At 61.5% G+C, this 14,316-nt stretch carries 12 protein-coding genes; 11 read left to right on the forward strand and 1 reads right to left on the reverse strand.

The features are described 5' to 3' along the window. Positions 1-34: 34 nt before the first annotated feature. On the reverse strand, positions 35-1,432 hold the full coding sequence (locus HMPREF2760_RS02340; protein ID WP_070596565.1) for a TIGR01777 family oxidoreductase: 1,398 nt from the start codon (positions 1,430-1,432) through the stop codon (positions 35-37). A gap of 161 nt (positions 1,433-1,593) precedes the next feature. Here HMPREF2760_RS02340 and pyrR point away from each other — a divergent pair, with 161 nt between their 5' ends. The 11 genes from pyrR (at position 1,594) to metK (ending at position 14,313) form a co-directional block, all read left to right on the forward strand. After that, on the forward strand, positions 1,594-2,184 hold the full coding sequence (pyrR, locus tag HMPREF2760_RS02345) for a bifunctional pyr operon transcriptional regulator/uracil phosphoribosyltransferase PyrR (RefSeq protein WP_070596566.1): 591 nt from the start codon (positions 1,594-1,596) through the stop codon (positions 2,182-2,184). After that, positions 2,185-3,156 carry an aspartate carbamoyltransferase catalytic subunit gene (locus tag HMPREF2760_RS02350; protein WP_070524337.1) on the forward strand — a complete coding sequence of 324 codons (972 nt, stop codon included), beginning with the start codon at positions 2,185-2,187 and terminating at the stop codon, positions 3,154-3,156. Positions 3,157-3,200: 44 nt separating this feature from the next. Further along, entirely contained in the window at positions 3,201-4,559 is a 1,359-nt protein-coding gene (locus tag HMPREF2760_RS02355) for a dihydroorotase (protein ID WP_070596567.1), read from the forward strand. Between the two features lie 103 nt (positions 4,560-4,662). Continuing rightward, positions 4,663-5,826 (forward strand): glutamine-hydrolyzing carbamoyl-phosphate synthase small subunit, encoded by a 1,164-nt coding sequence (gene carA / locus HMPREF2760_RS02360; protein ID WP_070524331.1) that lies wholly within the window; start codon positions 4,663-4,665, stop codon positions 5,824-5,826. A gap of 30 nt (positions 5,827-5,856) precedes the next feature. Continuing rightward, positions 5,857-9,198, forward strand: a complete 3,342-nt coding sequence (carB, locus tag HMPREF2760_RS02365; protein WP_070596568.1) for a carbamoyl-phosphate synthase large subunit — start codon at positions 5,857-5,859, stop codon at positions 9,196-9,198. Next, complete coding sequence (gene pyrF / locus HMPREF2760_RS02370) at positions 9,182-10,030, forward strand: orotidine-5'-phosphate decarboxylase (protein ID WP_070596569.1); 849 nt, start codon at positions 9,182-9,184, stop codon at positions 10,028-10,030. The genes carB and pyrF overlap by 17 nt, the downstream gene beginning before the upstream one ends. Before the next feature lie 270 nt (positions 10,031-10,300). Continuing rightward, complete coding sequence (gene mihF, locus HMPREF2760_RS02375) at positions 10,301-10,621, forward strand: integration host factor, actinobacterial type (RefSeq protein WP_010186801.1); 321 nt, start codon at positions 10,301-10,303, stop codon at positions 10,619-10,621. Positions 10,622-10,629: 8 nt separating this feature from the next. Next, the gene (gmk, locus tag HMPREF2760_RS02380; protein WP_070524324.1) at positions 10,630-11,199 is read left to right on the forward strand and encodes a guanylate kinase; all 570 of its coding nucleotides are present in this window, start codon (positions 10,630-10,632) and stop codon (positions 11,197-11,199) included. A 38-nt stretch (positions 11,200-11,237) separates the two neighbouring features. Beyond that, positions 11,238-11,540: a DNA-directed RNA polymerase subunit omega gene (gene rpoZ, locus HMPREF2760_RS02385; RefSeq protein ID WP_070524322.1), complete on the forward strand. Its 303-nt coding sequence runs from the start codon at positions 11,238-11,240 to the stop codon at positions 11,538-11,540. 213 nt (positions 11,541-11,753) lie between these two features. After that, positions 11,754-12,974 (forward strand): bifunctional phosphopantothenoylcysteine decarboxylase/phosphopantothenate--cysteine ligase CoaBC, encoded by a 1,221-nt coding sequence (coaBC, locus tag HMPREF2760_RS02390; RefSeq protein ID WP_070596588.1) that lies wholly within the window; start codon positions 11,754-11,756, stop codon positions 12,972-12,974. 115 nt (positions 12,975-13,089) lie between these two features. Beyond that, positions 13,090-14,313: a methionine adenosyltransferase gene (gene metK / locus HMPREF2760_RS02395; protein ID WP_070564415.1), complete on the forward strand. Its 1,224-nt coding sequence runs from the start codon at positions 13,090-13,092 to the stop codon at positions 14,311-14,313. Positions 14,314-14,316 lie beyond the last annotated feature (3 nt).

The following is a 14,316-nucleotide window of genomic DNA, read 5'->3' on the forward strand; positions in this document are numbered from 1 at the left end:
TCTTCTACTCACTTTGCTACTTGCTACATATTTCTTAATCTTTTCCGGCCCCGACACTACCGGAGCCGTCCTCCTCGGGTGCGCAGGTGGGGGCATCGACGAGCTGTTCGCCGCCGAGTTCGTGGGCAAGCGCTGGTTTTAGCTCTGGGTAGCGGAAGACGTGGCCCAGATTCTCCAGCCGGCTGGGCACCACCTTCTGGTTAGCCAGTGCGAGCTCGCGTGCGCCTTCCTTACCCAGCAGCAGGGCGGGCCCGACGCTGGGAATGGGGATGAAGGTGGGACGGTGGAGCAGGGCGCCGAGGGCGTCGACATAGTCTCGGTTGAGCACCGGCTGCGGGGAGACCCCGTTGATCGCGCCCTGCGACTCTGGGTCGAGTGCGGCGCGGACAAACATGTCTGAAAGATCGTCCTGTGCAACCCAGCTATTCCACATGGTGCCCTTGCCGAACGCGCCGCCGAGTCCAGTAGAAAACAATGCACGTAGCAGCGGGAGGATACCCGCGTTGGCTGATTGCACTATGCCGGTGCGCAGGTTCACCACGCGCTTTCCCGCCTCGCGCGCCGGCGCGCAGGCCTCCTCCCACGCCCCCACGACGTCGGCGAGGAAACCATCCCCACGCTCCGATTCTTCGGTGAGATCCTCGTCGCCCCGGTCCGGACCGTAGATGCCGATGGCGGAGGCACAGATCATCGATGACACGGATGGTGTCTGGGCTACAAGCTGGGCCAACAGGTGAGTGGGGCCCACGCGCGAATCCCGGATCGCCTCCTTGTGAGCGGAATTAAAACGACCGAAGATTGGCTCCCCGGCTAGGTGGATGAGAACATCGATTCCCTCTAACAAATCCTTGGCGGGAATGTTTGGGCGCCACAAGCGTTCGCCGGCACCCGGGGAGGAGCGCACTAAAGGAACGACGGTATGGCCCAAGGTGCCAAGTTGGGCGGCCACAGCAGCGCCAACCGTCCCGTGCGTTCCCGTAATCGCTATTGTGCGGGGCTCGGCGTTGAGCTCACCGAGCCGTTGGGCAAAGCGAAAGTCTTCGATGAGCTGTTGCTGGCGGTAGGCAAAGACCGACTCCACCGCACCCGTGGGAATGCGTGTGTCCACCTTGTCGGTGATGAGTGTGCCTTCCGGGTGATCCTCAAAGAGGTGTTCATGGCGCCAGTTGGCCAGCGAACGGAAGGGGGCGTTGATGCACACATCCGCAAAGGAACGCCGCGGCTGGTACCTACTCAAATCATGCCGGGCAACCCATTTCAGGCCGCCAGGCAAGCTCAAGACCGATGTTCCGTCTGCCAGTGACTCTGCCTGCTGCAGGGGAGACATGAATCCAAATGGCGCGGTGAGGCGGGCGAGCGCCCCGGGGCGGGTGTGCCATTGCCATACCTCTTCGCGCGGGGCTGGAACAACGTGCTGGGTAGTAAAACTCACTGTCTATGGACCTGCCTGAGAAAATTCGGGGGTGCGAGGGCGTATACAGCACGGATGAAGAGTGCTATGGTTGGTGCTGGCTTTCAAGCATAGACAAGTCCTATTAACCATTGTCCGACATCCTTTAAAGACCGCACCGTGAGGCGGGGAAGGAGGTCACGATGAGTGAAACCGGCACCCACGCGGAGTCCAACGAGCTGCTGAGCTCGAAAGACGTCGCGCGTACTGTCGCACGCATCGCGCACCAGATCATTGAGAAAACGGCGCTTGATTCGAGTGAATCTCCTCGAGTCCTGCTCTTAGGCATTCCCTCTGGTGGCGTGCCTTTGGCGCAGCGCCTTGCCGAAAAGATTGAGGAATTCTCCGGGGTGGAGGTTCCCTGGGGCTCCCTTGACATCACGTTGTACCGCGACGATCTATATGCCCGCCCGCACCGGGCATTGCAGCCCACCACAGTCCCAGCCGGTGGTATCAACGGCGCCACGGTCATCCTTGTTGATGATGTGCTGTATTCCGGCCGCACCATCCGCGCTGCGTTAGATGCCCTGGCAGATATCGGGCGCCCCGACATCATCCAACTTGCCGTCCTCGTGGACCGCGGACACCGCCAGGTTCCCATCCGTGCTGATTACGTGGGCAAGAACATCCCCACCGCACGCGACGAGGACGTCACCGTATACAACACCGACATCGACGGCCGGGATGCCGTCATTCTTACCCGCTTCACTGCACAGCCCGGCAAGGAGGCATAAATGAAGCACCTCATCAATATCGCCGACCACAGCGCCGAGGAAATCCTTGGGCTCATGGATGAGGCCGACCGTTTCCGGGAAGCCTTGGACGGCCGCGAAGTCAAGAAGCTGCCGACTCTGCGCGGGCGAACCGTGTTTACGTTGTTCTATGAGAACTCCACCCGTACTCGTTCCTCCTTTGAAACGGCTGGAAAATGGATGTCGGCGGATGTCATCAACCTGTCTGCCTCGACGTCCTCGGTGAAGAAGGGCGAGTCCCTCAAGGACACTGGGCTTACGCTGACCTCCATCGGCGCCGATGCCATCATCATCCGCCATCCTTCCTCCGGCGCGGCGCAGCAGCTGGCCGGTTGGGTAGCACCGGGAGGACAGGGCCCGAGCGTGATTAACGCCGGCGATGGTGCCCACCAGCACCCCACGCAGGCGCTTCTCGACGCCGTCACGATGCGCCAGCGCCTACACCTTGGTACGGATCGCTCCGCCTCTGGCACCGGCTTCGAGGGCCTGAACGTCACCATCGTCGGTGACTGCCTGCACTCCCGCGTCGTGCGCTCCAACGTGGACCTGCTGTCGACGTTGGGCGCTGAGGTTACGCTTGTCGCTCCGCCGACGCTACTGCCCTTTGGCGTCGACACCTGGCCGGTGCGCGTCTCCCATGACTTCGACTCCGAGGTGGCCAAGGCCGATGTCGTCATGATGCTGCGCGTCCAAGCTGAGCGTATGAACGGCGGCTTCTTCCCCTCGCACCGCGAGTATGCAGCTCTTTACGGGATGTCCAAGGACCGCGCTGCTGCCATGAAGAAGGACGCCATCATCATGCACCCGGGCCCCATGGTCCGCGGCATGGAAATCAACTACGCGGTGGCTGACTATGACAACACCGCGGTGCTCCAGCAGGTCCACAACGGTGTCCACGTGCGCATGGCCACCCTCTTTACGCTGCTCACCAACGGCGAGAACGCCGGTATCTAAAACGAGTTATCTCATAAATCAACGAGGAGAGCTTTTCAGAAACCATGACTACTAATCCAGACACCGGCGTGCTCTCTGCTCCCGCGGCGGGCACCTTGCTCATCACCAATGTTCGCCCCTATGGGGAAGGGGAACCCACTAACATCCTGATCAAGGATGGCGTCGTCGAGGCGATCGGCGCCGCCGATATCACCCCAGCGGAAGGCGTCGACCGCACCATCGACGGGGGCGGCAACGTGCTGCTGCCGGGCCTGGTGGACATGCACGTCCACCTGCGTGAGCCGGGCCGCGAGGACACCGAGACCATCGAGACCGGTTCGCGGGCCGCCGCCAAGGGCGGCTTTACCGCTGTGTTCACCATGGCGAATACCTCCCCGGTCACGGACCAGCCGATCATCGCGGAGTCCGTTTGGGCCAAGGGCCAGGCGCGCGGTTTGTGCGACGTCCATCCGGTTGGCTCCATCACGAAGGGCTTGGAGGGTAAAACGCTGACCGAGTTCGGCATGATGGCCCGCTCGGATGCCAAGGTGCGCATGTTCTCCGACGACGGCAAGTGTGTCCAGGACCCGCAGCTCATGCGTCGTGCGTTGGAATACGCCAAGGGGCTCGACGTCCTGCTGGCCCAGCACGCAGAGGATCACCGTATGACCGAAGGCGCGAGCGCCCATGAGGGCGAGGTTGCCGCCCGCCTGGGTCTGCGCGGCTGGCCGCGCGTGGCTGAGGAATCGATCGTGGCGCGCGACGCACTGCTCGCGCGTGACTACGGCAATCGTATGCACATCTGCCACGCTTCGACGAAGGGCACAGTCGAGCTGCTCAAGTGGGCCAAGGAACAGGGCATCCCGCTGACTGCTGAGGTGACCCCGCACCACCTTCTGCTGACCGATGACAAGCTGGTGACCTACGACGGCGTCTTCCGCGTGAACCCGCCGCTGCGCGAGGAATCCGACACCCTGGTCCTGCGCCAGGCATTGCTCGACGGGCTTATCGACGTCGTGGCAACGGACCACGCCCCGCACGGCAGCGAAGACAAGTGCGTCGAGTTCGAGCACGCCAAGCCGGGCATGCTGGGACTTGAATCCTCCCTGGCGGTCATCGCCAAGCTCTTTGTCGCCACTGGTCTGGCGGATTGGCGCTTCGTTGCTCGCGTCATGTCGGAGCGTCCGGCGGAGATTACCCGCCTGCCCGGCCATGGTCGCCCGATTGCGGTCGGCGAGCCGGCCAACCTCACCATCGTTGATCCGGAACATGAGTGGGTATCAGATTCCACCCGCCTGGCCTCGAAGTCGGAGAACAACCCCTATGAGGGGGAGGAGTTTGGCGCGCGCGTTACCTACACCATCCTGCGCGGCGCGGTGACCTACGACCTCTCTGCTGAAAGTGGTGACGAGGCAGACGAATAATCGGGATAATCGAGAGTCAGAGTTGCTCAACCCGAGTACCCAACGCTCATAGCCAACACAACCAACCCTTCACCGACAAATTCACTGAAAGGTTTAACGCACAGTGACTTCCACTAGCACCACTCCCGCCATCTTGGTCCTCGCCGATGGCCGCACTTTCCGTGGCTTCGGCTTCGGTGCCACGGGCACAACCCTGGGCGAGGCCGTCTTTACTACCGCCATGACTGGCTACCAAGAGACCATGACTGACCCGTCTTATCACCGTCAGATCGTCGTGGCCTCCGCGCCCCAGATTGGTAACACCGGCTGGAACGATGAGGACAGCGAGTCCCACGGCGACCAGATTTGGGTTGCCGGCCTGGTTATCCGTGACCTTGCCCGCCGTGTTTCCAACTGGCGCGCCGCCCGTTCCCTGCCGGAGGAGATGGAGAAGCAGGGAATCATCGGCATCGGCGGAATTGATACCCGTACCCTGGTGCGTCACCTGCGTAACCACGGTTCCATCAAGGCCGGTATCTTCTCCGGCGAGGCAGCTGAGCGGGACGTCGAGGAGCTCATCGCTGAGGTCAAGAATCAGCCATCCATGGCAGGTCTTGACCTGTCCGAAGAAGTCTCGACCGATGAGGTCTACACCTTCCCAGCTGTAGGGGAGAAGCGCTTCACCGTCGTGGCCTATGACATGGGTGTGAAGACCGCAACCCCGAAGAATTTTGCCGAGCGCGGCATCGAGACCATCGTGGTTCCAGCCAACACCCCCTTCGAGAAGATCAAGCAGTACAACCCGGATGGCGTGTTTGTCTCCAACGGTCCGGGCGACCCGGCTACCGCTGACACCATGGTGGGCATCGTGCGCGATATCCTTGCTGCCAAGTACCCCTTCTTTGGCATCTGCTTTGGCAACCAAATCCTCGGCCGCGCGCTGGGTATGGACACCTACAAGCTGAAGTTCGGCCACCGCGGCATCAACGTCCCGGTGCGCAACCAGCTCACCGGCAAGATCGACATCACCTCCCAGAACCACGGCTTCGCCCTGGCCAGCCCATCCGGCAAGGAGAACCCGGCGGGCGAGGAGTTCGATACTGACTTCGGCCCGGCAGTTGTGTCCCACACCTGCCTCAACGACAACACCATCGAGGGCGTAGCGCTCAAGAACGGCATGGCCTACTCCGTGCAGTACCACCCCGAGTCTGCTGCTGGCCCGCACGATGCTAACCCGCTCTTTGACCAGTTCATCGAGCTCATGACTGAGAAGTCCCCGAACAAGTAGAACGCAACCAGGAAGAGGAAGAAGAAACTAATGCCAAAGCGCAACGACATCAATCACGTCCTGGTTATCGGCTCCGGCCCGATTGTTATTGGCCAGGCCTGTGAGTTCGATTACTCCGGCACCCAGGCCTGCCGCGTGCTCAAGGAAGAAGGGCTGCGCGTAACGCTGGTCAATTCCAACCCGGCAACGATTATGACCGACCCGGAGTTCGCAGACCACACCTATGTGGAGCCCATCGAGCCCGAGTTCATCGAGAAGATTTTCCAGAAGGAAAAAGAAGAGGGCAATCCTATCGACGCCGTGCTGGCAACCCTCGGTGGCCAGACCGCCCTCAACGCCGCCGTACAGCTGGACCGCCTGGGCATCCTGAAGAAGTACGATATCGAGCTCATCGGTGCCGATATCGACGCCATCGAGCGCGGCGAGGACCGCCAGAAATTCAAGGACATCGTGGCCTCCATCGGCGGCGAATCCGCGCGCTCCCGCGTCTGCCACACCATGGATGAGGTTCACGAGACTGTCGCCGAGCTCGGCCTCCCGGTCGTTGTACGCCCATCGTTTACGATGGGCGGCCTGGGCTCTGGTCTGGCCTTCAACGAGGAGGACCTCGACCGTATCGCCGGCGGCGGCCTGGCCGCCTCGCCGGAAGCGAACGTCCTCATCGAGGAGTCCATCCTGGGCTGGAAGGAGTTCGAGCTTGAGCTCATGCGCGATGGCGACGATAACGTCGTGGTCATCGCCTCCATCGAGAACGTCGACGCCCTTGGCGTCCACACCGGTGACTCCGTCACCGTAGCCCCGGCCTTGACCTTGACTGACCGCGAGTACCAGAAGATGCGCGACCAGGGTATCGCCATCATCCGCGAGGTCGGCGTCGACACCGGCGGCTGCAATATCCAGTTCGCTGTGAACCCGGATGACGGCCGCATCATCACCATCGAGATGAATCCGCGTGTGTCCCGCTCTTCGGCGCTAGCTTCTAAGGCCACCGGTTTCCCGATTGCCAAGCTGGCTGCCAAGCTGGCTATCGGCTACACCCTGGACGAGGTTCGTAACGACATCACCGGCGTGACCCCGGCCGCCTTCGAGCCGACGCTGGACTACGTCATTGTCAAGGCTCCGCGCTTTGCCTTCGAGAAGTTCCCGGGCGCTGATGACACCCTGACCACCACGATGAAGTCTGTGGGCGAGGCCATGGGCATTGGCCGCAACTACATCTCCGGCCTCAATAAGGTCATGCGCTCGCTGGAGGGCAAGCCTTCTGGTTTCTGGACCAAGCCGGATGAGTATTTCGCCGGTGAGCGCGCCACCGACCTCGACGCCGTGCTCAAGGATCTAGAGCGCCCGACCGATGGCCGTATGTACGACATCGAGCTGGCGCTGCGTTTGGGTGCTACCGTTGAGCAGCTCCACGAGCACTCCCACCTGGACCCGTGGTTCTTGGCGGAGCTCGAAGCACTCGTGCAGTTCCGCGAGGAGCTCGAGAACGCCCCAGTGCTCGACGCGCAGTTGTTGCGCCGCGCCAAGGTCTTTGGCCTCTCTGATGCCCAGATTGCCGCACTGCGTCCGGAGTTCGCCGGTGAGGATGGCGTGCGCTCCCTGCGTTGGTCCCTGGGTATTCGCCCGGTCTACAAGACCGTTGATACCTGTGCGGGCGAGTTCGAGGCACAAACCCCGTACCACTACAGCACCTACGAGATGGATCCGAACGCGGAATCCGAGGTGCGAGCCAACTCCGAAAAGACCAAGGGCAAGGTCATCATCTTGGGCTCCGGCCCGAACCGCATCGGTCAAGGCATTGAGTTTGACTACTCCTGTGTGCACGCCGCATTGGAGCTCTCCCGCGAGGGCTATGAGACGGTCATGGTCAACTGCAACCCGGAGACAGTATCGACGGACTACGACACTGCAGACCGCCTCTACTTCGAGCCCTTGACCTTCGAAGATGTCATGGAGGTCTACCACGCAGAGGCCGCCTGTGGTGAGGTTGCCGGTGTCATCGTCCAGCTGGGCGGGCAGACCCCGCTGGGCTTGGCCGAGCGCCTGACCGCCGCGGGCGTTCCGGTCGTCGGAACCTCTGCCGCCGCCATCGACCTGGCGGAAGACCGCGGCGAGTTCGGTAAGGTGCTTGCCGCTGCCGAGCTTCCAGCACCGGACTTCGGTACCGCCACCTCCTTCGATGAGGCCCGCGAGGTCGCCGCGAACATCGGCTACCCAGTGCTGGTCCGCCCGTCCTACGTGCTGGGCGGCCGCGGCATGGAGATTGTCTATGACGAAGACTCCCTGCGTGACTACATCGAGCGCGCCACCGAGATCACCTCGGATCACCCGGTGTTGGTGGACCGCTTCCTCGACAACGCTATCGAGATCGACGTCGACGCGCTGTGCGACGGCGAGGAGGTCTACCTCGGCGGAGTCATGGAGCACATCGAGGAGGCGGGTATCCACTCCGGCGACTCCTCCTGCGCCTTGCCGCCGATGACGCTCGGCCCGGAGGATATTGAAAAGGTGCGGGAGTCGACGCGTCGTCTAGCGCATGGTATCGGTGTCAAGGGCCTGATGAACGTCCAGTACGCGCTTAAGGACGATACCCTCTACGTCATTGAGGCCAACCCGCGCGCGTCCCGTACGGTGCCGTTCGTGTCCAAGGCCACTGGTGTGCCGATGGCTAAGGCCGCAGCGCGCGTCATGCTCGGCGCGTCCATCGCGCAGCTCAAGGATGAGGGAATCATCCCGTCCACCTATGACGGCGGCTCCCTGCCCATTGAGCACCCGATTGCGGTTAAGGAAGCCGTGCTGCCGTTCAACCGGTTCCGCCGCCCCGACGGTCAGCTGCTTGACACGCTGCTCTCCCCGGAGATGAAGTCCACCGGTGAGGTCATGGGCTTGGCCGACAACTTCGGCGCAGCCTATGCCAAGGGTGAGATGGCCGCCTTCGGCGAGCTGCCGACGGAGGGTACGGTCTTCGTGTCCGTGGCCAACCGCGACAAGCGCACGCTGATCTTCCCGATTCAGCGCCTGGCCTACATGGGCTACACCATCGTCGCCACGGCAGGCACCGCGCAGATGCTGCGTCGCAATGGCGTGGAGTGCGAGGTGGCAGTCAAGGTCTCTGAGGCTGAGGAGGGACAAGAGTCCATCGTCGACGCCATCCTGGCAGGCAAGGTCGACCTCATCCTCAACACCCCGGCCGGTTCCGCCGGTGCACGCCACGACGGCTATGACATTCGCGCCGCGGCAGTATCCGTCGGGGTTCCGCTGGTGACGACCGTTCAGGGCGTTACCGCGGCGGTGCAGGGCATCGAGGCGCTGCGTCAGGGAGATCTTAAGGTTCGCGCGCTGCAGGAGCTTAAGCATGACCCAGCCAACTAATGCTGCACCTACCTTTGGCGATCGCCTTGTCGCCGCGGGTAGGCAACGTGGGCGTCTGTGCGTAGGTATTGACCCACACCCACACCTCCTGGAGGCGTGGGGCCTGTCAGTCGATGTCGACGGACTGCGCACCTTCAGTATGCGTTGCGTAGAGGCATTCGCCGACACGGCAGCTGTAGTCAAGCCGCAAGTGGCGTTCTTTGAGCGCTGTGGTTCGCGCGGTTTCGCCGTCCTCGAAGAGGTTCTGGCAGCGCTGCGCGAGCAAGGCTGCCTGAGTCTGGCCGATGCTAAACGCGGCGATATCGGCTCCACCATGGCTGGTTATGCCGAGGCCTGGCTGGGGGAGGACTCGCCGTTGCGCGCGGACGCGGTGACGGTATCGCCTTACCTCGGTGTGGGAGCGTTGAGTCCTGTCTTCGATATTGCGGAAAAGACCCGTGCTGGTGTCTTCGTCCTTGCGGCGACCTCCAATCCGGAGGCCGTAGCGTTGCAATCGCTGAGCGTCGATGGCCGCAGCGTCGCGCAGCGCGTCGTTGATGAACTCGGACAGCGCAATGCCGCGGCAATGGTCATGGATGACGCTGTGGGAGCGCTCGGAGTGGTTGTCGGTGCGACACTCGACGCGCCGCCGGTATTAGACCATTTACATGGTCCGGTTCTTCTTCCGGGCGTGGGCGCGCAGGGCGCGACTCCGGCTGATGTTAGGCAACTCACCTCCGCGGCACCCGAGCTGGGCTTTGCCAACGTCTCCCGAGCCATCCTTTCGGCGGGCCCAGACGTTGCTGACCTGCGCAAAGCCGTAATTGATACGGCTGCCGAGTTCCGAGACTAAAGAGCTCGGTCTCAAACGGCGCGCTGGATTAACAGGCGCGCCGTTTACCTGGTATTTTGTTTAAGGCATGTGCGTTGACGTGCAGGAACCTTTAATAGAAAGGGGCCGGGTTACGTCATCGCGTACAGACCAGTGCTAGGATTGCCAGAAGTCGGTTCGCGGCGGTAGCAAAAGCTACCCCGCGCTGGGGAAATCTTCCCACCGTGAGCCGAGATTCTGGTGTTAGCCATCAGATGACAATGTTCGTACTAATGAAATCGGAGGAAACCCGTGGCCCTTCCCAAGTTGACAGATGAGCAGCGCAAAGAAGCTCTCGCAAAGGCCGCTGAGGCTCGCAAGGCTCGCGCTGAGCTCAAGGCTGCGCTGAAGCGCGGCGAAACCAACCTACAGGAAGTACTGGAGAAGGCCGAGACCGATGAGATCATCGGTAAGACCAAGGTCTCCGCGCTTCTCGAGGCTCTGCCGAAGGTTGGCAAGGTCAAGGCTAAGGAAATCATGGAGGACCTGGAGATTGCTCAGACCCGCCGCCTGCGTGGCCTGGGTGACCGTCAGCGCCGCGCCCTGCTCGAGCGTTTCGGCTACGGCGAGTAATTAGCGCAATGGCTGACGAAACTGCACGCGGGCGCCTGGTCGTTCTGGCCGGGCCGTCCGCTGTGGGTAAGTCCACTGTGGTTTCGCGCCTGCGCGATGATGTAGACAACCTTTACTTCAGCGTCTCGATGACGACGCGCCAACCCCGCCCCGGCGAGTCTGATGGGGTGGACTACTTCTTTGTCTCCCCGGAGGCTTTCCAGGAACACATAGACGCCGGAGACATGCTCGAATGGGCAGAGATCCACGGTGGTTTGCAGCGTTCTGGTACGCCGGCTCAACCCGTTAGGGAAGCGATGTTGGCTGGTCGCCCAGTGTTGGTGGAGGTTGATCTTGCAGGCGCCCGCAACGTGAAGGCGGCGATGCCGGAGGCGGAAACCGTGTTTCTGGCCCCACCGTCCTGGGAGGTTTTGGTGGAGCGCCTGACTGGGCGCGGTACCGAGCCACAGGATGTGATCGACCGCCGTTTGCACACCGCAGAAACGGAACTTGCCGCGCAAAAAGAGTTCGACCACATCGTTGTCAATGACAATCTCGATGAGGCCGTTGCTGCAATTAGTGCTATCCTGCGTGGATAGACCACGATTTTGACCATCTACCAACAGTAAAGGTGCATGTGACCAACGTGACCACACCTGCCAATTCTGAGGCCGCAAAGCCGGAGCCAGTATTCGATCCGCCGACGGGTATCACTGACCCGCCTATCGATGAGCTGCTGGGCAAGGTCTCGTCTAAGTACGCCCTGGTGATCTTCGCCGCTAAGCGCGCACGTCAGATCAACAGCTACTACAAGGAACAGGACGAAGGCGTCTTCGAGTTCGTCGGACCGCTGGTGACCCCGGAGCCGGGCGAGAAGCCGCTGTCCATCGCACTGCGCGAGATCGACGCCGGCCTGCTGGACCACGAGGAAGGCAACTAGCCTTCGCCCGTGAAGGCAGCAGCCTAGCGCGTATTCCGAAATAGACCCACCCTAGTGTCGCTTGAGGCGCTTGGGTGGGTTTGTTGTGTCTTGGGTACTATCGTCCGAGTGAAGGATGTACAGCAAACCCCAGATTGTCCAGAGAGCAGCACTGCCTCGGCTCCCGCAGAGGCGGCTTCATCGGGTGCAGGCGGAACCACGCAGCCGCGTCGCATCCTTGTCGGTGTGGCCGGCGGAATCGCCGCCTATAAAGCATGTCATCTGATTCGGGACTTCACTGAGCACGGCGATGATGTCCGCGTGATTCCTACAGAAGCCGCGTTAAATTTCGTCGGTGCAGCCACCTTCGAGGCGCTGTCGGGGCATCCGGTCTCGACTACCGTTTTCGATGCAGTTGATGAGGTGCAGCATGTCGCACTGGGGCAGCAGGCCGATGCCGTCGTCATCGCCCCAGCCACCGCTGACTTGATCGCTCGGTTGGCCTGTGGCCGCGCCGATGATCTGCTGAGCGCCTCTGTGCTGGTTGCTACGTGTCCTGTCATCATTGCCCCAGCTATGCACACGGAGATGTGGCTCAATCCAGCGACGCAAGACAACGTGGCGACATTGCGTCGTCGCGGCGTTATCGTGATGGAACCGGCCCATGGGCGGCTCACCGGCGTTGATTCCGGTGCAGGCCGCTTGCCGGAACCGGGGCAGATAGCGGAGTTTGCCCGCACAATTATTGCTGGCCACCGCGTGGATCATGATTGGCAGGGGCTCAAGGTCGTGATTTCTGCCGGGGGGACGCAGGAGAACCTAGATCCGGTGCGGTACCTGGGCAATCGTTCCTCTGGTCGCCAGGGCTTTGCCTTAGGAGAAGTAGCCGCGCAGCGCGGTGCAGATGTAACTATCGTTGCCGGCAATACTGACGCGCTTCCGATTCCATCAGGCGCCTCCGTTGTGCGGGTGACTTCCACTCGCGATATGCACAAGGCAATGAACGCTGAAGCAGCGGATGCGGATATCGTCATCATGGCTGCAGCTGTTTCAGACTATCGGCCGGCTTCCGTCGCGGACTCCAAGATGAAGAAGGGGGCCGCTGACGAGGACTTAGCTCATCTCGAGCTGGTAGAAAACCCGGATATCCTCAAGGGGTTGGTCGAACGCCGCGAGAATGGGGACTTGAAGCGCGATGCCATCATCGTCGGTTTTGCAGCGGAGACCGGGGATGCACACACGAGCGTGCTCGAGTACGCCCAGCAAAAATTCGTGAAGAAGGGGTGCGATGTACTCATGGCCAACGAGGTTGGGGAGGGCAAGGTCTTCGGACAGCCAACGAGTGCAGGGTGGATCCTTCGGAAGGGTGCTAATCCGGTGGAGGTTGATCCGGGATCGAAGCACGTTGTAGCTGCCCAGATACTTAACGTGGTGAATGAAATTCTGGAAAGGTAGCGCTCGTTCTTGCAGCTGTAGACCGCTTGGTCTACGATGGGGCGGTGTTATTAGCCGGGACGTGGGATAGGCGCTGCCTTGCCCACGGCGCGCAGAACTAGTTTAAGGAAGATTTGTGACTGAAACAGCTGTTCAGGCGGTACGTCTTTTTACCAGCGAATCCGTGACAGAAGGTCACCCGGATAAGATTTGTGACGCTATCTCGGACGCCATTCTTGACGCCCTCCTTAAGGAAGACCCAAACGCACACGTCGCCGTGGAGACTCTTGTCACCACGGGCCAAGTTCACGTTGTGGGTGAGGTGCGCACCTCCGGGTATGTGGAGATCCCGCAGATTGTACGCAAGACCCTCGTGGAGATCGGGTTTACCTCCTCCGACGTGGGATTTGACGGCCACACTTGTGGAGTCAACGTAGCCATTGGTGAGCAATCCCAAGAGATTGGTGCCGGAGTGGACGCCTCAACCGAGGTTCGCTCGGGCCAGTTTGAGGATGACGATCAATATGGCGCTGGCGACCAGGGCCTCATGTTCGGCTACGCAACGAATGAGACTCCAGAATTCATGCCGCTGCCGATCTCTACGGCACACCACCTTTCGCGGCGCCTCACCCAGGTCCGCAAGGAAGGCATCGTTCCTTCCCTGCGCCCAGATGGCAAGACCCAGGTCACCTTTGCATATGACGAGAACGATGTGCCGACTCGCTTAGAGACGATTGTCATCTCCACCCAGCATGATCCGGAGGTGACCCAGGAATGGCTCGCGGAGCAGCTTCGTACCCATGTCGTCGAGTGGGTCGTCAACGATGCGAATCTGAGCAAGTACTACACCGAAGACACCGAGCTTCTCATCAACCCCTCTGGTTCCTTCATTCTTGGCGGGCCAATGGGTGATGCAGGCCTGACTGGGCGCAAGATCATCGTCGATACCTACGGCGGCATGGCCCGCCACGGTGGCGGTGCCTTCTCCGGCAAGGACCCGAGCAAGGTGGACCGCTCAGCCGCCTACGCTATGCGTTGGGTAGCTAAGAACATCGTGGCCGCCGGTCTGGCCGACCGCGCCGAAGTACAGGTTGCATACGCTATTGGCCGCGCGAAGCCGGTTGGTCTCTATGTCGAAACCTTCGGCACTGCTCAAGCCGGTTTGAGCGATGCCGACATTCAGGCTGCGGTGGACAAGGTTTTTGATTTGCGCCCCGCCGCCATTATCCGCGAGCTCAACCTGCAGCGCCCGATCTACCGTCAAACCGCGGCCTATGGCCACTTTGGCCGCACCGATGTTGACCTTCCGTGGGAGGACACCTCGCGGGCTGTCGACTTGCGTCGCGCCGCCGGCCTGTAGAAT

This window comes from Corynebacterium sp. HMSC065D07 (genome assembly GCF_001810695.1).
Taxonomy (GTDB): Bacteria; Actinomycetota; Actinomycetes; order Mycobacteriales; family Mycobacteriaceae; genus Corynebacterium; species Corynebacterium hesseae.

Excerpts from the sequence above, each read along its gene's own strand:
- pyrR (WP_070596566.1), top strand. The coding sequence starts at position 1,594 with ATGAGTGAAACCGGCACCCACGCGGAGTCCAACGAGCTGCTGAGCTCG.
- HMPREF2760_RS02350 (WP_070524337.1), top strand. The coding sequence starts at position 2,185 with ATGAAGCACCTCATCAATATCGCCGACCACAGCGCCGAGGAAATCCTT.
- HMPREF2760_RS02355 (WP_070596567.1), top strand. The coding sequence starts at position 3,201 with ATGACTACTAATCCAGACACCGGCGTGCTCTCTGCTCCCGCGGCGGGC.
- carB (WP_070596568.1), top strand. The coding sequence starts at position 5,857 with ATGCCAAAGCGCAACGACATCAATCACGTCCTGGTTATCGGCTCCGGC.
- pyrF (WP_070596569.1), top strand. The coding sequence starts at position 9,182 with ATGACCCAGCCAACTAATGCTGCACCTACCTTTGGCGATCGCCTTGTC.
- gmk (WP_070524324.1), top strand. The coding sequence starts at position 10,630 with ATGGCTGACGAAACTGCACGCGGGCGCCTGGTCGTTCTGGCCGGGCCG.